Origin of the sequence: Blattabacterium cuenoti (assembly GCF_014252055.1) — a bacterium.
Classification (GTDB): domain Bacteria; phylum Bacteroidota; class Bacteroidia; order Flavobacteriales; family Blattabacteriaceae; genus Blattabacterium; species Blattabacterium cuenoti_D.
This window is the reverse complement of the sequence record NZ_CP059208.1, coordinates 583,348-603,602: the sequence shown is the minus strand read 5'-3', so window position 1 is coordinate 603,602 and position 20,255 is coordinate 583,348. Positions and strand designations below refer to the sequence as shown.

Below are 20,255 nucleotides of genomic sequence, written 5' to 3'. Positions count from 1 at the left end.
TGAAAAAAATAGAATATGGGAAAATTTCTAATAATTGGGCTAGGTAATCCTGGGAAAATCTATAAAAAAACAAGACATAATACTGGATTTATGATCTTAGATAAGATTTCTAAAAATTATTCTTTTTGTTTTTTAAAAAAAAAATTAGGATTTGTTTCAAAATTTAATTATAAAGAAAAAATAATTTTTTTTTTAAAACCTTCTACTTATATTAACTGTAGTGGAAAATCAGTAAAATACTGGATGAAAAAAGAAAGAATATTATTAGAGAACATTCTTGTTATTTCAGATGATATTTATCTAGATCTAGGAACTTTTCGCTTAAAAGGAAAAGGGGGAGATGGAGGTCATAATGGATTGAAAAATATAGAAAAAGAAATAGGAACATCACATTATGCTAGACTTCGTTTTGGAATTAAACGAAATTTTGAAAAAAAAACAGATTATGTATTAGGAAATTGGAAGAATGAGGAATTAAATTTGATCAATCCCAAATTGGATCTGGCAATGAAGATAGTTTTTTCTTTTATAAAAGATGGATTAAAAAATACTATGAATATGTTTAATAATCAATAAAAAAATTAGATTCTATATCTATTAAGAGTATTCTATTATAGAATGAATTCCTATTTTTTATTATATATATAATAGTATAGATAAATTAATTTTACTACCTAAAAGTTTTGATAAGTTTAATTTTGTTATCATGTTATCTTAATTCTTATTTATCATTATGATTCGTAATATTCGTAATTTTTGTATTATAGCACATATAGATCATGGAAAAAGTACATTAGCAGATCGTTTATTGGAATTAACAAAAACAGTATCTGTAGGGGAAAAAAACCAATTATTAGACAATATGGAATTGGAAAGAGAACGTGGAATTACAATAAAAAGTCATGCAGTACAAATGAAATATTCATTTAAAAATGAAATATATACTTTAAATTTAATAGATACCCCAGGACATGTTGATTTTTCTTATGAAGTTTCTCGTTCTATCGCTGCTTGTGAAGGCGCTCTACTTGTTATAGATTGCACAAAAAGCGTTCAAGCTCAAACTATATCAAATCTTTATTTAGCGTTGAAAAAAAATCTTGTTATAATTCCAATTCTAAATAAAATTGATCTATCTGAATATAATTCAGAAGAAGTTATGAAAGAGATAGTAGAGGTAGTAAAATGTAAAATGGAAGATATACTTCCTGTAAGTGCTAAAAAAGGATTAGGTATTAAAAATATACTAGATCAAATTGTTCAACGAATTCCTCCTCCAAAAGGAGATAATAATGCCCCTTTACAAGCTATTATTTTTGATTCCTTATATAATCCATTTACAGGTGTAGAAGCTTTTTTTAGAGTAAAAAATGGTTGTATACGAAAAGGACAAAAATTAAGGTTTATGTCTACAGGAAAAATTTATTCTGCTTATGATGTAGGAATTTTAAAATTGAAACGAATTTCTAAAAATAAAATTGAAACAGGAAATGTTGGATATGTTGTTTCTGGAATAAAAAATACTTATGAAGTTAAAGTAGGAGATACTATAACTGATGATAATAATCCTGCTATCTATCCCATAGAAAAATTTGATGAAGTAAAGCCGATGGTTTTTGCTAGTTTATATCCAGTTGATTCTGATCAATATGAAGAATTACGTTCTTCAATAGAAAAGCTACAATTAAATGATGCTTCTCTTACTTTTAAATCTGAATCTTCTTCTGCTTTAGGTTTTGGATTTCATTGTGGTTTTTTAGGGTTACTTCATATGGAAATTATTAGAGATAGATTGGAAAGAGAATATGGGATTTCCGTTATTGTTACCATTCCTAATGTTTCTTATAAAATTTATTTTAAAAATAATAAAATAGTAATTATAAATAATCCTTCAGATTTTCCTGAATCTGAAAAATTAAAAAAAATAGAAGAGCCATACGTTTTAGTTACAATTTTTACTAAAGATTTATATATAGGAAATATTCTATCTTTATGTATCAGTAAACGCGGAACTATAGTTGGTAATCAACATTATTTAACATCTGGTAGAATAAAAATTTCATTTGAAATGCCTTTATCCGAAATTATATATGATTTTTATGATAAATTAAAAACTATTTCTAAAGGATATGCTTCTTTTGATTATAATTTTATAGGTTATAAAAAATCAGATCTCAAAAAAATTACCGTATTAGTAAATCATGAAAAGATAGAAGCATTATCTTTATTAGTTCATAAAAATGAAGTTTTTGTCATGGCAAAAAAAATATGCCAAAAATTAGCAGCATCAATACCAAAACATCAGTTTTCTATCCCTATTCAAGTTTCTATGGCTGGTAAAATTATAGCAAGAGAAACTATTAAGGCTTTTAGAAAAAATGTAATAGATAAGTGTTATGGAGGAGATGTTTCCAGAAAAAAAAAGCTTTTAGATAAACAAAAGAAAGGAAAGAAAAAAATGCGTAAAATAGGGAAAGTTGAAATACCATCATCTACTTTTATAACTTTTTTAAAGGTTAAAAATTAATAAATTTATATATGTCTATTAAAATAGGAATAAATGGGATTGGTAGAATAGGAAAATTAGTTCTTCTATCTGCTCTAAACCGAAATAATATTGAAGTTGTATCCGTAAATGATTTAGTATCTATAGAATATTTAGCTTATATATTAAAATATGATTCTATTCATAGTTGTTTTAAAAAAAATATTAATGTTAATATAGAAAATGATAATTATTTAGTTATAAATGGAAAACGTATAAAAGTTACTACTGAAAAAGATCCAATAAAATTAACTTGGGGAGAGTTAAATGTAGAATATGTTATTGAATCTACTGGGCTCTTTTTAACAAAGAATTTAGCAAGTTTACACTTAAAATCAGGAGCTAAAAAAGTAATATTATCTGCACCTCCTAAAGATGATATTCCAATGTTTGTTATGGGAGTAAACCACAAAAAAATAAATAAAAATGACAATATTATATCTAATGCTTCTTGCACTACAAATTGTTTATCTCCAATTGTTAAAGTATTAGATGACAATTTTGGAGTATTAGAAGGTTTAATGACTACTATACATGCTTCTACTGCTACTCAGAAAGTAGTAGACTCTGTTTCACAAAAAGATTGGAAATTAGGAAGATCTTCATTAATTAATATTATTCCATCATCTACTGGAGCTGCAAATGCAGTAGGAAAAATAATTCCAAGTTTGAATGGTAAATTAACTGGAATGGCTTTTAGAGTACCTGTTCCAAATGTTTCTGTATTAGATTTTACTGTTTATCTAAAAAAAAGTGCAGATTATAAGACTATTAAATATTGTATGAAAAAAGCTTCTGAAGGCTATTTAAAAGGAATATTAGGATATACGGAAGACGCTGTGGTATCAACGGATTTTATAGGAGATAATAGGATTTCTATTTTTGATGCAAGTTCAAGCATAATGTTAAATCCAAAATTTTTAAAAGTTGTTTCCTGGTATGATAATGAAGTAGGTTATTCTAATAAATTAATAGATGTTATTGAACATATGCATACTATAAAAAACGATTAATTTATTATGGAATATATTTTAAAAATGAAAATTTTTTTTTCAATTTATTCACTTGATAAACAAAATTTTTTACTCCATTACTTATCATTAGATAAGGAGATTTAACAATTTTATTATACATAGCAATTTGATCAAAAACTTTTTGAGTTATGGGAATAAGAGGTGATTTGCATTCAACTAATATATGAGGTTTATTATTTAATAAAACTAATATATCTAATCTTTTAGATAATTTATTTATTTCTATAGGAACTTCTACTAAAATATTAGAATTTTTGTAGTTTTTAATTTCTTTTAACAAGAAAATTATATATTGACGTATCAATTCTTCTTTAGAAAAAATAATAAATTTTTTTCTTATAACACAGTAGATGAAACTACTATTTTTTGTTGTATTTATATGTAATTTTTTTTCTATAAAAAAATTGAAAAATTTCATTTATATAAAATATATAAAATTAAAAATAACTAAAAAATAAAAAATATATTAAAATTCCAATTTTTATGAAAAAAATACATAATTGCGTAATTATTGGATCTGGTCCTGCTGGTTATTCTGCTGCTATATATGCAGCTAGAGCAGGTTTGAATCCAGTTTTGTTCACTGGTATGCAACCAGGAGGGCAATTAACTACTACAACTATTATTGATAATTATTTAGGATTTCCTAAAGGAATTGATGGAAATGATTTTATGGATAATTGCAAAAAACAAGCAGAACGTTTTAATACAAAAATTATAGAGAAGTCTGTTACAAAAGTTTCTTTTTCTACTGAAAGAAATGGAATTCATTACATATTTTTAAACAATACAGAAAAATTTAAAAGTATAGGAGTGATTATTGCTACAGGTTCAATTCCTAAATTTTTAGAAATAGATAAAGAAAAAAAATTTATGGGATTGGGAATTTCTTTTTGTGCAACTTGTGATGGTTTTTTTCATAAAAATAAGGATGTAGCAGTAATAGGGGGAGGTGATAGTGCTTTAGAAGAAGCTAATTATTTAGCTAATATTTGTAGAAAGGTTTATTTATTGGTTAGAAAAAATTATTTAAGAGCTTCCAAAATATTACAAAATCGTATCCTAAATAAAAAAAATGTATATATTCTATATAATTCTAATGTTATAGAAATCATAGGAAATGATTTTTTGAAAGGAATTAAAATACTCGATAATAAAAATAATACTGAAAATATTATTTTTATTAGTGGGTTATTTATTGCTATAGGACATATTCCTAATACAAAAATATTTGGTAATGAATTAAGATTAGATAAAAATGGATACATCCTTACAGAAAAAGGAAATACAATGACAAATAAACCAGGGGTTTTTGCTGCAGGAGATGTTCAGGATCCAATTTATAGACAAGCTATAACTTCTGCAGGATCTGGATGTATGGCTGCATTAGATTTAGAAAAATATATATTTATATAAGTATTAGTATAATATAAGATGGTAAAAAATAAAAATTTTATTCATTTTTTAATTTCTCATGCAAAAAATAATGGATTTATTTTTTCCTCTAGCGAAATTTATGGAGGATTAAATGCTGTTTATGATTATGGACAATATGGAGTTGAGTTAAAAAATAATATTAAGGAATTTTGGTGGAAATCAATGGTTTTTCTTCATGAAAATATAGTAGGATTAGATTCATCAATTCTTATGCATCCGGATATTTGGAAGGCATCTGGACATGTTGATAAATTTAATGAATTATTAATAGATAACAAAAATTCTAAAAAAAGATATCGTCCTGATATCTTGATTGAAGAATATATAGAAAAAAAATTTTCTGATTTTCCTGAAAGAAAAAAAGAAATATTTTTACGTTTACATAAATCATTAGAAAAAAAAAACTATTCAGACATTAGAATTTTAATTGATGAATTAAATATTTGCGATCCTATTTCTGGAACAAAAAATTGGACAGAAATTCGTTATTTTAACATGATGTTTAAAATTAAAGAAGAAATAAAAAAAGATTTATTCCTTCGTCCAGAAACATCTCAAGGAATATTTTCTAATTTCAACAATATTAAGAAATCTAGTAGAATGAAAATTCCATTTGGTGTAGCTCAAATAGGAAAATCTTTTAGAAATGAAATAATAGCGAGACAATTTTTGTTTAGACTTCGTGAATTTGAACAAATGGAAATGTTGTTTTTTATACATCCAAATGATGAAAAAAAATGGTATGAATATTGGAAAAAAAATCGTCTTGAATGGCACTTAGCATTAGAATTAGGAGATAGAAAATATCAATTAAGTAATCATAAAAATCTTGCACATTATGCAAGTTTAGGGACTGATATAGAATTCAATTTTCCATTTGGATTTAAAGAAATAGAAGGAATTCACTCTCGTAGAGATTTTGATTTAAAAAAGCATGAATTTTTCTCCAAAAAAAAATTTAGAATATTTGATTCTAACGAAAATTATATTCCTTATGTTATAGAAACCTCTTTAGGATTGGATCGTCTTTTTTTAGCCATATTTTCTTCTTCTCTTAAAAAAGAAAAATTAAAAAATGGAACAGAACGTATAGTATTAAAATTACCTCCTTTTTTATCTCCTATAAAAGCTGCAATATTTCCATTAGTTAAAAAAGATGGATTACCAGAAATGGCTAAAAAGATTTTTAATGAAATAAAAACTAATTATAGATTAATATTTTCTCAAAAAGGAAGTATAGGAAAATTATATAGAATACAAGATTCTATAGGAACACCTATATGTTTTACTATAGATTATGAAACTGTAGAAAAAAACACGGTAACTGTTAGAGATAGAGATTCTATGAAACAAAAAAGAATTCATGTAAAAGAAATATCTAATGTAATAAATAAAAAAACTGGAATTGAGAATATTTTAAAAAAAATTGTCGATTAATTTGTAATATATTACTTATTTATTTCTTATTTCAGCATTCAATTCTTTTATCAATATATTTTCAATCTTCTTCATTGAAGAATGAATATTTTCATTAGTTAATGTTTTTTTATCACTTTCAAATAAAAAACTGATAGTATAAGATATTTTTGATCTAGGAATATTTTTTCCTTCGTATATATCATATATCTGTATTTTTTTTATTAGTTTATCTTTTTTATTTTTTATTAATTGATTTATTATTTCAAAAGAAAGTGTCTTATCAACAATAAAAGATAAATCTCTTCTTGAAGTAGGATATATAGAAAATGGAGAAAAAATTATATTTTTTTTTTGAATAATAGAAATTAAATATTCCCAATCTATTTCTGCATAAAATGTTTTATTGTTTTTTCCGATAATCTTTTTCAATTTTCCTAACTCTACTAAATTTTTATTATTATAGAATATAGAAATGCTATTTTCTAGTAAAGGATGTTGAGAAAACTTTTGTGTATAATTTATAATCCCGCTTCTTTGCAATATATGTTCAATAATTCCTTTTAAATAAAAAAAAGAATAATCTTGTATATTATTATTTTTTGATATAATAATTCCTAATTTTTTTTCCTCAAAAAATTTTCCATTTTTTTTATAGTATATTTTTCCTATTTCAAAAAATTTCATATTACTTTTTCCTCTATTATAATTATATTCTATACAATCTATCATTCCAAATGATAGATGATTTCGCATGCATTTATATTTTTGGTTAACGGGATTTATAATCTCAATTGCCTTCATTTTAAAAAATGAATCAATTAATAAAGAAAGTTTATCTATATTTCTCATGGTTGAAGAAATAATTTCTTGAAAACCATAAGAAATTATTTCTTCAATAAGTATTTTTTGTATTTTATATTCTGTTTTCGTAAAAAATTTAGTAGGTGATGGTATTTTTATTTTACTAGATATTTTTATATTATTTATTCCATAAATACGAAGTATTTCTTCTATCAAATCTATTTCTCTACAAATATCCGTTCTATAAGAAGGAACAATAACAAATAAATACTCATTATTTTCTGATATTACCATTATTTCTAACAATGATAATATTTTTTTTATTTTGTTTTTTGATATATTTTTTCCTAAAATATTTCTTATTTTATTATAACGTAGTTTAATTTCCAATGGTTTGTTTGGAATAGGATACAAATCAATAATATTTGAAAATATTTTGCTTTTAGTTATCTTTCTTATGAGAAAAGATGTTCTTTTCAAAGCATATATAGCTTGATCTGGATTTATTTCTCTACTTTCAAAAAAAGATGAATTTTCAGTGTTCAACAAATATTTTTGCTTTAAAAAACGGTTTACAGAAAAATTAAAACAAGCTATTCCTAAGAATATATTTTTCGTATTTATATGTATAATTGATCTACTATCAGGTATAATTCCTCTTATAGATAATGGTTTTTTTGCGTCATATATTACTGAATCTTCTATATCAAGTTTTTTTGTAAAATTTTTTTTTATATGAAAAATATTATTTTTTTCAGCATTCCTTATTAAAATCTTATTTCCTTCTACTTTATCTAAATCGAAAACATGTATAGGAATACCTAGTTCAAAAAACACAAAATTTGTTATATCTATTATATTATTTATTGTTTTTATTCCTAAAGATTTTAATCTAAGAACTAACCAATTTGGAGAATTTTCTACTTTTGTTTGGAAAATAGCCATTCCAGTGTATCTTACACATTTATTAAAAATTTGAATATTAAAATAATTAATATCACTATTATATATTTCGTTATCTATTGATGGTTTAGATAATAAAACTTTATTTCCACGGAATTTTAAAAAAGCATATAAATCTCTAGCTATCCCATAATGACTCATTGCATCAGTGCGATTAGGTGTTATTTCTATATCTAAAATATAATCTACTTCATCAGTATCAATAGATATCATTTTTTTTATTTTTTTTATTGGAAACCCTATATTAGTTAATATATCTGATACTTGATTCACATCAAAATCAATAGATACGTATTCTTTAAGCCAATTATATGATATTATCATACTATTATAGACATAATTAATATGGAAATGAATTCCATTTCTTTTTTATTTTTGTAAAAATTTGTTTTTAAAACACCAATTTTATTTGAATTGTATAATTCAAAATATATAAAATCATTATCTAGATGAGATAATATTTCAATTAAAAACTTACAATTAAATCCCATTTTAATTTTTTGTAACGAATTATAAATAGATTTACACTTAATTTTTAAACTAAAATTTTTTCGATTAAAAATACTAAATTCATTATTAATTATTTGTAAATAAATAAATTTTTCAATTTTTTTATTTTCGAATAATTTAGATAGGATTAATAATCTTTTAATAGTATTTAGAAATAAAACTCTGTTTATAATTAATAAGACATCAAATTTTTTTTTAGGTATAATAGAATTATAATTTGGTTGTTTTTTATTTTTTTTATTATCTATATTTAATATTTTGGATGAGAAAATATAATTTTTGGATAAAAAAATTACATAATTTTCTTTACTATTATATTTAATATATACATTATTATTGTTATTACTATTTTTCTCATATTTTAAAATTTTATGAAGAATATGAATAGAATTTCTTGGTACAATAAATTTTATATTTTTACTTGATTTTATATATTTTACAGTATATTTTACTAATACTAAATTATTGGTAGATATAAAATATGATTCATATGGAGAAAATTGGAAATAAACTCCATTAAGAATAGTTTTAAATTTTATATTTCCAATAGAAAATATTATTTTTTCTAAAATTTTTAAAAGAAGATTTGAAAAAATAAATATAGTATTATTGTTACAAAATAAATTACCTCTTATAATATTTAATTTTTTTCTAAGAATAGGAATTTTAAAAGATCCTTGCAAAGAAGAAATGTTAAGCGTATCATTATCTTTTTTTATAGAAATAATTTCTTTAGTAAAAGTACTGAGTATTTCTGTGAAAAGTTTGCTATCTATAATTACTTTTTCTCTTGTATTTTCTTTAACATAAATATATATATCTGTGTATACATGTATAGAATAATCTACTGTATTTGAAAAACTTGTAATTATAAGTTTTTTTTTATTTATTTCCAAAATGAAATAAATATTCTTAGAATATAATTTTTTTTTATTTATTTCATTTAAGAAATATAATTTATTTAATAGAGTAGAACTATAAATAAAAAAGTGCATACATATTATTTTATTTATTGCATCATAAATAAATAATAGCGTGAGGGGGATTTGAACCCCCGACCTTTGGGTTATGAATCCAATGCTCTAACCAACTGAGCTATCACGCCTTTATAATATAATTTTATTGTTCCATATTTTATAAATATAAATATTTTAAAAACAGTATGAATATTGATTTAAGTGATTATAGAAAAAATTATAAAAAAGACGCTTTATTAGAAACTAAAGTTCCAGAAGAGCCATTAAAATTATTTCATGAATGGTTTAAAGAAGAAAAAAAGTCTTGCTATAACAATGATGAAATTAATGCTATGTCAATTTCTAGCATTGGAGAAGACGGGTGCCCTGAAACAAGAATTGTTTTATTAAAAGAATATTCTAAAAATGGATTTACTTTTTATACAAACTATTATAGTTTTAAAGGAAGAGCAATAAAAAATAATCCAAAAGTTTGTATTTCTTTTTATTGGAGGAATACGGATAGACAAGTTATTGTTAAAGGGTCTGCGTCAAAAGTAAAAAAAGAAAAATCAGATGAATACTTTTATAAAAGACCCAAAGGACACCAAATAGGAAGCTTGATTTCTAAACAGAGTAGTATCATTTATTCTAGAAAATTTTTACTAGATCAGTATAATGAATGGAATAAATTTTTTAATAAAAACACTATAAAACGTCCTTTCAGTTGGGGAGGATATATTGTAAAACCATATAAAATAGAATTTTGGCAAGGACAAGAAAATAGACTTCATGATAGACTAATATACATAAAAAAAGAAGAAAAATGGATTATATATAGATTATCTCCATAACCACATAAAAATCAGTTAAGAAAATATAAGTCTTATATTTTCTTAACTAAACTAAGTAAATAGCATTTTACAATTTCGTCAATTCTGCTCCTATTTTAAATTTAGCTACTTTTTTACCTGGAATATATATTTTTTTACCTGTTCTAGGATTTACTCCATTTCTAGGATTTCTTTCTATAACAGAAAAAGTTCCAAACCCTACAAGAGTAACTTTATCTCCTTTTTTTAAGGATTCTATAACAGTTTCAATAAACGCATCTGTAACATTTTTAGCTTTTATTTTTGTTATTCCAGTTTTTTCTGCTATTGAATTAACCAGTTCTGTTTTATTCATGGAATTTATATAAATGATTTTTAACTTTAATAATTAACGTTAATTTAGTGTTAATATAATAAAATATAAAAAATATTTGATTATTTTTATTCAACAAAAATATTTTTATATGTTTTTAATCCATTAATTAAATTTTTAATATTCATTCTATTTTTTCCTTCAATTTGTCCTTCTATAATAGATAAAAATCCTTCTTTTACTGAAATTTTCATTTTAGATGGCATGATAAAAACTAATCCAATTGGAAAAGAATGTTCTTCTATTATTTTTTCCGCAAAAAAAATTTTAAATCTTAAAAATTTATTATTAATAAATAAAAAAGTCCATGCAGCAGGAAAAGGACTTAACCCTCTTATCTTGTTATAAATGTAATTCATAGAATGAATTTTCCATTGAATTCTACAATCTTTTTTAGATATTTTTGGTGCAAATTTTAATGAAGAACTAGCATCTATTTTTTGATAAATAGGTTTTATTTTATTATTTAAAATTCCTTCTAAAGTTTCTAAAACCAAAGGTCCACTAACCTTTCTTAATCTATTCTCCAGTTTTCCTGCAGTATCTTTTTTTTCTATTTTAATTTCTTTTTGTAATAAAATTTTACCAGAATCTATTTTTTTTTCTATAAAAAAAGTAGTCAATCCAGTTTTAGTTTCTTCGTTAATAATAACCCAATTAATTGGAGCAGCTCCTTTATATTGTGGAAGTAAAGATGGATGTAAATTAAAGGATCCCATTTTAGGTAAATTCCATACTTTTTTTGGTAAAACACGAAAAGAAACAACTATTTGTATATCAGGGTTCCATTTTTCTAATTCTTTTAAAAAAGAATCTTCAAGAAGATTTTTTGGTTGTAAAAAAGGTATTTTATTTTCTATAGCATATTTTTTTATGGGAGTAAAAATTTTATCTTTTTTTCTGCAAAGAAAATTATCAGGATTTGTTATGACCCCTATAATATTATATTTTTTAACATATAATTCTTTTAAACATTGAAGAGAAAAAGAGCTAGAGCCTATAAACACAATTTTTGGAAACTTTTTCATACAATTTATTTGTAATTTAAATTCACTAATTATATCTTGTAGTGAAAAAGTTCATTGATTTTTAAAAATCAAATATATAAATAAAAATGTTATTTTTTTTGATTTTTTATATAAAATTTTGATTAAATATGTATTGGACTTTAGAATTAGCTTCTCATTTAGAAGACGCTCCTTGGCCTGCAACTAAGGAAGAATTAATTGATTTTGCTATTCGTACTGGGGCACCTCTTGAAGTAGTTGAAAATCTTCAGCAATTAGAAAATGGAGAAGGAGAAGTTTTTGAATCTATAGAAGATATATGGGCAGATTATCCAAGAGATGATGAAGATTTTTATTGGAATAGAGATGAATATGAGCTTTAAGTTTTCATATGAATTTGTATGTTTTGTATGTTTTGTATGTGTGGATATAATAATAAATAATAGATAACAGATATAAGTATATAAATATGATACCATGAGTTTTATTAAAAAAATACTAAATAAATTATTAGAAAATAAAAATGAAAAAGACCTAAAGGAGGTTAGAAAAATTTTATTTCAAATTAAAGAAGAAGAGAAAAGTATATTTTCTTTATCTGATGATGAATTAAGAAATAAAACTCAGGAGTTTAAAAAAACTATACGGAAGCATACAAAAAAATTTCGTGAGAAAGAAAAAAAATTATTAGAAACGATAAAAGAAAAACCTCATTCTATTGAATTTATAGAAAAAATTAATTTAGATATAAAGAAAATAAGAGATAAATCTTATAAAATAGAACAAGAAATTCTTATGAGTTTCTTACCTAGTGCTTTCGCTATTATTAAAGAAACATCTAAAAGATTTAAAGAAAAAAAACAACTTGTTGTAAAAACAACACTTTTTGATAAAGAATTATCAAAAATTAAACCTTATCTATTATTAGATGGAGAATATACATTTTGGAAAAATGAGTGGAATGCATATGGAAAGAAAATAATTTGGGATATGGTACACTATGATGTCCAATTAATGGGAGGAATAGTTTTACACCAAGGAAAAATAGCAGAGATGGCTACAGGTGAAGGAAAAACTTTTGTAGCAACTTTAACTGCTTATTTGAATGCTCTTTCAGGAAGAGGAGTGCACATTGTTACTGTGAATGATTATTTATCTAAAAGAGATGCAAATTGGATGTCTCCTCTAATGGAATTTCATCAATTAAGAGTTGATTGTATTGATTGTTATCCTTCATTTAATATAAAAATGCGAAAAAAAGCTTACGAAGCAGATATTACTTATGGGACAAATAACGAATTTGGATTTGATTATCTTCGTGATAATATGGCTCGTTCTAAGGAAGAACTGGTTCAAAGAGAATTAAATTATGCTATTATAGATGAAATAGATTCTGTTCTAATAGATGAAGCTCGGACTCCTTTAGTTATATCAGGTCCTGTTAATTCTAAAATTGATAATAAAAATGAATTTGAGCTATTAAAAGATAAAGTAGAAATTCTTGTAAAACAACAAAATTTAGTGGTTAATAGTTTATTGCAAGAATCTAAAAATTTAATAAATAATGGAGATAAAAAATTAGGAGGATTTAAATTATTTCAATCATATAGAGGTTTACCAAAAAAAAAATTTTTAATTAAATTTTTAAGTGAAGAAAATATTCGTTTTATTTTACAAAAAATAGAAGGTCAATATTTACAGGATCAAGGTAGAGAAATGTATAAAGTAGATAAAGATCTTTATTTTGTTATAGATGAAAAAAATAATACTGTTGAATTAACAGATAAAGGAATTGAATTTTTATCTAGAAATGTAGAAGATATCAGTTTTTTTGTTTTACCGGATATAAATCTAGAATTGACTGAATTAGAAAATAAAAATTTTTCAAAAGAAAAAGAAATAGAAGAAAAAGAAAAACTACTGGAAAATTTTTCTATAAAATCAAGAAGAATACATACTATTAATCTGCTTCTTAAAGCATTTACTTTATTTGAAAAAGATGTTGATTATGTCGTTTTAAACGACAAAGTTAAAATAGTAGATGAACAAACAGGACGTATTATGGAAGGAAGACGTTATTCTGATGGATTACATCAAGCTATAGAAGCAAAAGAACGTGTTAGAATAGAATCATCAACTCAAACTTTTGCTACAATAACTTTACAGAATTATTTTAGAATGTATAAAAAGATATCAGGAATGACAGGTACTGCAGAAACGGAATCTGGAGAGTTTTGGCATATATATAAATTAGATGTAGTGGTAATTCCTACAGATAAACCTATAAAAAGAAAAGATTTACAAGATCTTGTATTTAAAACAAAACGAGAAAAATATAATGCTATTATAGAAAAAATAATTAGTTTATCTCAAAAAGATAAAAGACCAGTTCTTGTTGGAACTACTTCAGTTGAAGTTTCTGAATTTTTAGGGAGGGCTCTAAAATTTAGAAAAGTATCTCACAATGTTTTAAACGCAAAATTACATGAAAAAGAAGCTGATATAATAGTAAAAGCAGGATTTCCTGGTGCTGTAACTATAGCAACGAATATGGCTGGACGGGGAACTGATATCAAACTATCTAAAGAAGTAATAGAAAATGGTGGATTAGCAGTTTTAGGTACAGAAAGGCATGATTCTAGAAGGGTAGATAATCAATTAAGAGGTAGATCAGGAAGACAAGGAGATCCAGGAAGTTCTCAATTTTATGTTTCTCTAGAAGATAATTTAATTCGTTTATTTATTGATTCAGAAAGACTATCAAAATTAATGGATAGATTTGGACATAAAGAAGGAGATATAATACAACATCCTCTATTAACAAAATCTATTGAAAAAGCACAAAAAAAAATAGAAGATAATAATTTTAGTATTCGAAAACGTTTATTAGATTATGATGATGTTATTAATAAACAAAGAGAATTTATCTATAAAAAACGTAAAAATGCATTATGTGGACATGAATTAAGTTTAGATATTTCTAATATGATATACGTTTTATTAGATATAATAATAAATGTTAATAAGTCTATAAATAATTTAAAAAATATAGAATATGAATTTATTCATATTTTCGGAATAAAATTTCCATTTCAAGAAGAAGAATTTTTATTATACAAAAAATTTGATTGTGTTAATAAACTTCATGATTATATTATAGAATTCTATGAAAGAAAAAAAGAGAAAATAATTTATAAAAATATAATACCTATTATATCTAATAATAATATTACTGAAAATAATATAGAAAAATATCAAATACAAACCATATTTACAGATGGAAATCATAATATAATTACTACATCTAATTTGAAAAAATTTTATGAGACTAAAGGAAAATCATTATTTTCAATACTTGAAAAAAAAACTATATTATGTTTCATGGACGAAAAATGGAAAGAACATTTACGAGATGTAGATAATCTACGACATTCGGTACAAAATGCTGTTTTTGAACAAAAAGATCCTCTTGTAGTTTATAAGCAAAATGCTTTTAATCTATTCCAAGAGAAGGTTTACGAAATTAATAGAAAAGTAATTTCTTTTCTTTTAAAATCACATATAATAATCAGTGATATTTTGTGTATTACAAATAATAATCTAAAAATAGATACTATAAAGGGAAAAGATAGAAAAAAAATAGGAAGAAATAATAAAGTTAATATCCTACATTTAATTACAGGAAAAACTAAAAAGATTAAATTTAAACAAGTAGGATCATTTTTAGAAAATGGAGAATGGATAATAGAAGGAGATTTTTATCAAAAAACATGATATCGTGTAAATAATAAAACGCATATTTTTTTTTACAATTTTATTTTTTATTTTTTGTCATATAGGAATAAGTTTTTGGTCTGTGAGAAAAACTCATGATAGTATAAAATTTATTCCATATAGTACATATGGTGTTGTATTGGGGACTTCTAAATATTTACATGGGGGTGGGGTAAACAAATATTTTAAGCATAGAATAGATGCAGCAAGTTATCTTTTTCATCACAATAAAATACGATATATTATTGTAAGTGGAGATAATAGAGAAAAAAATTATAATGAACCAAAAATGATGAAAAAGGAACTTATAAAAAAAGGAATTCCTTCTGATTTTATTTACGAAGATTTTTATGGTATTAATACTTTATATTCTGTATTGAGAGTGTATAAAATATTTCATCAAAAAAAATTTACAATTATATCTCAAAAATTTCATAATGAGAGAGCTATTTTTATTGGTAATTGTTTAGGATTGGAGGTTATAGGTTTTAATGCAAAAAGTATAAATTATGATGGAAAGATACAAATAAGAGAATTTTTTGCTAGAATTAAAGCTTTATGGGATATATTTTTAATATTAAAGGAATCTTTTTTAAGTGACTTAAGATCTTAATTAAGATAATAGATATTCCTTTAATATTTTCGCATTATCATATCTATGAGTTTTTATTTCTAAAAGAAAGGGTTGATTGGAGTGATTCCAAAAAAATGACAGTTTTTTTTTCAGAGAGTTATAATTTGAAGCTTCTTCATATCTAAAATTATGCATTTTACATATTTTTTTTGCCGAAAAAATATGTTTTGTTTCAAAAAAATTGAATATTTTTTCTGGAATCCTTATTCCAGAAATAAATCTGAATATATTTCCTCCTCTATTATTAATAAGAATAATCCGAAAATTATTTGGGGTATAATTGTTCCATAAAGCATTGCTATCATAAAAGAAGCTTATATCTCCAACAATTAGTGTTACAAATTTTTTACTAATACTTACAGACATTCCTATAGCGGTAGAAACACATCCATCTATTCCTGAAGTTCCACGATTACAATAGGACATAATTGATTCTTTTTTCTTATCAAATAACTGATAATATCTTATGATCATACTATTTCCTAATTGAAGGATAGAATTATTTGGAATTGATTCAAATATTAAAAAAAGAACTTTTAAGTCTGAAAAACTTTTTTCTTTTTTTAAAAAAATTTTTTGTTTAATTTTTCTTTTTCTTCTTATTTTTTCCCATTTATATTTATAATCTGAATGTGAATAAATATTTATATAATTACAAAAATTTTTAAAGAAATATTTTGGAGAAATAGGCCAATATGTAGTTAATCTATAATAAGTATCTGGATATTTTATAATATTTTCTCCTATATGCCAATGATATATTGGAGGGTATTTTCTCAATAAATATTTTATTTTTTTAGATATAATATTAATACCAATAGTTATTAAAATATGAGGTTTTAATTTGATCCAATCTTCAATATTCATGTTAAATATAAGTTCATCTATGCTTGAGAAAAAAAATTTATTGTTTGTAATGTTAGATGTTGTTTCTGAAAAAATTACAATAGATGGATCTTTACTAAATTTTATTAAAAGTTTTTTTACATTATTATCAATATGACATAATCCCAATAAAATCATTTTTTTTTCGTTTTTTTTCCATAAACATTTTTCTTTTTTATAAATAGATGATGATTTTATTATATAGTTTTTTGTAGGAATACTATTTATAATTTTAGGATTTACTTTTAAATGATTAGTAGTTTGATAAAGTGGTTCTGAAAAGGGGATATTAATATGTACAGGTCTTTTATTCAAAAAACAGTTATTTATAGATTCATTAATTAATTTTTCATTATACCACAATCCTGATACGGATTGATCTTCTGTTAATTGTATGGACATTTCTACATGTTCTTGAAAAATATTATATTGATGAATTGATTGCCCATCATAAATATCTATTATCTCTTTAGGACGATCTGCAGTAATAATAATTAATGGAATATTTTGATAAAATGCTTCTGTTATTGAAGGATAATAATTTACAACTGCTGAACCTGAAGTACAATTTATAACAACTGGTTTCCTTATCCTTTGAGCTATTCCTAAAGCAAAAAATCCAGCACACCTTTCGTCTACAATACTATAGGTATTGAATAGTTTATGTTGTGCAAAATGTATTATAATAGGTGCGTTTCTAGATCCTGGAGATATAATAATATTAAAAATGTATTTTGAAATTAAAATTTCACCTAAACTTTGTACTATTTTTTTATCTGAATACATTTTAAAATTCAAATTAATCCTCCATTTACATTCAATACAGCTCCAGTAATATAATCAGATAAATCAGAAGCAAGAAATAAACTACAATTAGCAACATCTTGTGGCATCCCAGGTCTTTTTAATGGAATATTTCTTATCCAACTTTCTTTCATTTTAGATTGAAGATGAAAATTCATTTTTGTATATATATATCCAGGAGCAACAGCATTGCAACGTATGTTTTTTTTTCCTAATTCTCTAGCTATTGATTTTGTAAATCCAATGATTCCAGCTTTAGATGCTGCATAACTTGCCTGTCCAATATTTCCTATTAATCCTATAACAGAACTCATATTAATAATACTACCTTTTTTTTGTTTCATCATAGGGAAAACAACATGTTTTGTTAAATTAAAAACAGAAAATAGATTAGTTTTTATAACTTTTTCCCAGTCTTCTTTAGAAGTTCTAAGTAAAAAATTATCTTTTATAATACCAGCATTATTTACCAAAATATCTATGGATCCATATTTTTTGATAACATATTTTACTAGATTTTCTGAAGAATTAAAATCTGAAAGATCAATCTTATATGATTCTACAAAATTTGAAAATTTTGTAGATAATTTTTTTGCTTCATTTTCTGATGATAAAAATGTAAAAATTACATTTGCTCCATGTTGTACAAAAGTTTCTATTATAGATTTTCCTATATCACCAGATCCTCCTGTAACTATAGCAACTTTTCTATTTAATAATTTCATTATTTAATCTTATTTATTAATAAATTATTAATAATATTTAATTCTTTCTCAATGTTTAGATATGTATTATCTATTTCTATTGCATTAACAGACTTTTTTAATGGAGAATTTTTTCGATTAATATCCATTATATCTCTATAAATTAAATCTTTCTTTACTTCATCGTAAATAATATTATCATTTGTTTTCTTAATGTCTTGATATCTTCTGTAAGATCTTACTTCTATTGAACTCTTTAAGAAAATTTTTAGTTCTGATTTAGGAAAAACTGTAGTTCCAATATCTCTTCCATCTACTACTATCCCCTTTTCAACTCCAAAATTTCTTTGTATAGAAGTTAATATTTCACGAATATCTGGTATTTTAGCTATAAAGCTTACTTTTTTCGAAACTTCTATTGATCTAATTTCAGATTTTTTTACATTTTTTTTATTTAAAAAAAGTTCTATTTCATTTATTTTTTTATTCCATTTTACTTGAAAAGTTTTTTTTAATAGATGTATAAATTTTTTTATATTCCATAAATCACTATTAAAAACTTTTTCTCGTATAGCTAACAAAGCTATACTTCTATACATTGCTCCAGTATCTAGATATTTGTATTTTAATTTTTTTGAAATAGCTCTTGCTAAAGTACTTTTTCCAGATGATGAAAAACCATCTATAGCTAAGATAATTTTTTTATGTTTGTTATATTTCATATTTATATGATAGCAATTTATAATAAAGCTTAGCTGATAAAAAATCAGTAGAAGATTCTTTTTCATTTGGTAATAGTTCAACTATATCAAATCCTATAACCTCTCTTGTTTCAAAAACTTTCCTTAAGAATGTCATGATAGTGTACCATGATAAACCTCCTGGCTCTGGAGTTCCCGTAGAAGGAGCTATACTTGGATCAAGTACATCAATATCTATACTGAGATAAACGTATTTTTTTGATAAATTATTAATAGCATTATTCATCCATAAGTTACTTTTATATATTTCATGCATATAAAAAATATTTCCTTTTTGAATATTATTTATTTCCATAATATCCATACTTCTAATTCCTATTTGAACTAATGGGTATTTTTTTGAAGCTTCATACATAGAGCAAGCATGACTGTAGCGATTCCCATTATATATAGAACGAAGATCTGCATGAGCATCCATATGTAAAATACTTAAATCATTCTTATATTTTTCTCCAAAAGCTCTTATGCTACCTATTGATATAGAATGATCCCCTCCTATCAGAGTTACAAATTTATCTTCATAAAGAAATTTTTTAGTTATTTTTTTTACTTTATTAATCATTCTTTTAGGAGAAATTGAAGAATTTTTAATAGAATTTATAATAAAAATTCCTTTTTTGTATACTTCAGAATTAGTTTCTATATCATATAATTCCATGTAATTTGATGCACTCAAAAAAGCTTCTGGTCCTTTTTTTGAACCTTTTTTCCATGTTTGATTAGAATCATATGGAACTAAAATCAATACTATTTTAGAATTTTTTAATGTAGAATATTTTTTAGGTATATCAGCGAAAGTTTTTTTATTCATGAGA

Annotated in this window: 18 protein-coding genes and 1 tRNA gene; 9 read left to right on the top strand and 10 right to left on the bottom strand. The window is 23.5% G+C overall.

From position 1 onward, the window contains the following. The first annotated feature begins 15 nt into the window (after positions 1-15). From pth to gap, 3 genes are all read left to right on the top strand, one after another. The gene (gene pth / locus H0H48_RS02955) at positions 16-576 is read left to right on the top strand and encodes an aminoacyl-tRNA hydrolase (protein ID WP_185871071.1); all 561 of its coding nucleotides are present in this window, start codon (positions 16-18) and stop codon (positions 574-576) included. Between the two features lie 160 nt (positions 577-736). Beyond that, positions 737-2,527 (top strand): translation elongation factor 4, encoded by a 1,791-nt coding sequence (lepA, locus tag H0H48_RS02950; RefSeq protein ID WP_317168620.1) that lies wholly within the window; start codon positions 737-739, stop codon positions 2,525-2,527. An 11-nt stretch (positions 2,528-2,538) separates the two neighbouring features. Continuing rightward, positions 2,539-3,558: a type I glyceraldehyde-3-phosphate dehydrogenase gene (gene gap / locus H0H48_RS02945; RefSeq protein ID WP_185871069.1), complete on the top strand. Its 1,020-nt coding sequence runs from the start codon at positions 2,539-2,541 to the stop codon at positions 3,556-3,558. 4 nt (positions 3,559-3,562) lie between these two features. On the opposite strand, the gene H0H48_RS02940 is transcribed toward gap, so the two are convergent. Continuing rightward, the gene (locus H0H48_RS02940) at positions 3,563-3,997 is read right to left on the bottom strand and encodes a type I restriction enzyme HsdR N-terminal domain-containing protein (RefSeq protein ID WP_185871068.1); all 435 of its coding nucleotides are present in this window, start codon (positions 3,995-3,997) and stop codon (positions 3,563-3,565) included. 65 nt (positions 3,998-4,062) lie between these two features. On the opposite strand from H0H48_RS02940, the gene trxB reads away from it, so the two are divergent. Together trxB and H0H48_RS02930 are read left to right on the top strand one after the other, a co-directional pair. Further along, positions 4,063-4,995, top strand: coding sequence for a thioredoxin-disulfide reductase (gene trxB / locus H0H48_RS02935; protein WP_185871067.1), 933 nt, complete (start codon positions 4,063-4,065; stop codon positions 4,993-4,995). Between the two features lie 18 nt (positions 4,996-5,013). After that, positions 5,014-6,453 carry a glycine--tRNA ligase gene (locus tag H0H48_RS02930; protein WP_185871066.1) on the top strand — a complete coding sequence of 480 codons (1,440 nt, stop codon included), beginning with the start codon at positions 5,014-5,016 and terminating at the stop codon, positions 6,451-6,453. A gap of 15 nt (positions 6,454-6,468) precedes the next feature. On the opposite strand, the gene pheT is transcribed toward H0H48_RS02930, so the two are convergent. The 3 genes from pheT to H0H48_RS02915 form a co-directional block, all read right to left on the bottom strand. After that, positions 6,469-8,523 carry a phenylalanine--tRNA ligase subunit beta gene (pheT, locus tag H0H48_RS02925; protein WP_185871065.1) on the bottom strand — a complete coding sequence of 685 codons (2,055 nt, stop codon included), beginning with the start codon at positions 8,521-8,523 and terminating at the stop codon, positions 6,469-6,471. Further along, positions 8,520-9,704, bottom strand: a complete 1,185-nt coding sequence (locus H0H48_RS02920) for a DNA polymerase III subunit beta (protein ID WP_185871064.1) — start codon at positions 9,702-9,704, stop codon at positions 8,520-8,522. The genes pheT and H0H48_RS02920 overlap by 4 nt, the downstream gene beginning before the upstream one ends. Positions 9,705-9,740: 36 nt before the next feature. Continuing rightward, positions 9,741-9,814: transfer RNA gene (locus H0H48_RS02915), tRNA-Met, on the bottom strand. 57 nt (positions 9,815-9,871) lie between these two features. Between H0H48_RS02915 and pdxH the strand changes: the two genes are divergently transcribed. Beyond that, entirely contained in the window at positions 9,872-10,519 is a 648-nt protein-coding gene (gene pdxH, locus H0H48_RS02910) for a pyridoxamine 5'-phosphate oxidase (protein ID WP_185871063.1), read from the top strand. Positions 10,520-10,586: 67 nt separating this feature from the next. Here pdxH and H0H48_RS02905 read toward each other — a convergent pair whose 3' ends face one another. Continuing rightward, the gene (locus H0H48_RS02905; RefSeq protein ID WP_262887287.1) at positions 10,587-10,868 is read right to left on the bottom strand and encodes an HU family DNA-binding protein; all 282 of its coding nucleotides are present in this window, start codon (positions 10,866-10,868) and stop codon (positions 10,587-10,589) included. Positions 10,869-10,939: 71 nt separating this feature from the next. Next, positions 10,940-11,899, bottom strand: coding sequence for a methionyl-tRNA formyltransferase (fmt, locus tag H0H48_RS02900; RefSeq protein ID WP_185871061.1), 960 nt, complete (start codon positions 11,897-11,899; stop codon positions 10,940-10,942). 128 nt (positions 11,900-12,027) lie between these two features. On the opposite strand from fmt, the gene H0H48_RS02895 reads away from it, so the two are divergent. The 3 genes from H0H48_RS02895 to H0H48_RS02885 all read left to right on the top strand — a co-directional run bounded on the left by H0H48_RS02895 (position 12,028) and on the right by H0H48_RS02885 (position 16,265). Then, the gene (locus tag H0H48_RS02895; protein ID WP_012821710.1) at positions 12,028-12,261 is read left to right on the top strand and encodes a DUF2795 domain-containing protein; all 234 of its coding nucleotides are present in this window, start codon (positions 12,028-12,030) and stop codon (positions 12,259-12,261) included. Positions 12,262-12,355: 94 nt separating this feature from the next. After that, positions 12,356-15,652 (top strand): preprotein translocase subunit SecA, encoded by a 3,297-nt coding sequence (gene secA / locus H0H48_RS02890; protein WP_185871060.1) that lies wholly within the window; start codon positions 12,356-12,358, stop codon positions 15,650-15,652. Positions 15,653-15,734: 82 nt separating this feature from the next. Then, positions 15,735-16,265: a SanA/YdcF family protein gene (locus tag H0H48_RS02885; protein ID WP_238785318.1), complete on the top strand. Its 531-nt coding sequence runs from the start codon at positions 15,735-15,737 to the stop codon at positions 16,263-16,265. Here H0H48_RS02885 and menD read toward each other — a convergent pair whose 3' ends face one another. Genes menD through speB form a run of 4 tightly spaced genes read right to left on the bottom strand, consistent with a single transcriptional unit; the run spans position 16,266 to position 20,251 of the window. Continuing rightward, a complete protein-coding gene (gene menD / locus H0H48_RS02880) occupies positions 16,266-17,969 on the bottom strand; it encodes a 2-succinyl-5-enolpyruvyl-6-hydroxy-3-cyclohexene-1-carboxylic-acid synthase (protein ID WP_238785315.1) in 1,704 nt (567 codons plus the stop codon). Then, on the bottom strand, positions 17,966-18,700 hold the full coding sequence (gene fabG / locus H0H48_RS02875; protein ID WP_185871059.1) for a 3-oxoacyl-[acyl-carrier-protein] reductase: 735 nt from the start codon (positions 18,698-18,700) through the stop codon (positions 17,966-17,968). The genes menD and fabG overlap by 4 nt, the downstream gene beginning before the upstream one ends. Beyond that, positions 18,700-19,401, bottom strand: coding sequence for a (d)CMP kinase (gene cmk / locus H0H48_RS02870; protein ID WP_185871058.1), 702 nt, complete (start codon positions 19,399-19,401; stop codon positions 18,700-18,702). Before cmk ends, fabG begins: the two co-directional genes overlap by 1 nt. Then, positions 19,391-20,251, bottom strand: a complete 861-nt coding sequence (gene speB, locus H0H48_RS02865) for an agmatinase (RefSeq protein ID WP_185871057.1) — start codon at positions 20,249-20,251, stop codon at positions 19,391-19,393. The genes cmk and speB overlap by 11 nt, the downstream gene beginning before the upstream one ends. Positions 20,252-20,255: the final 4 nt, after the last annotated feature.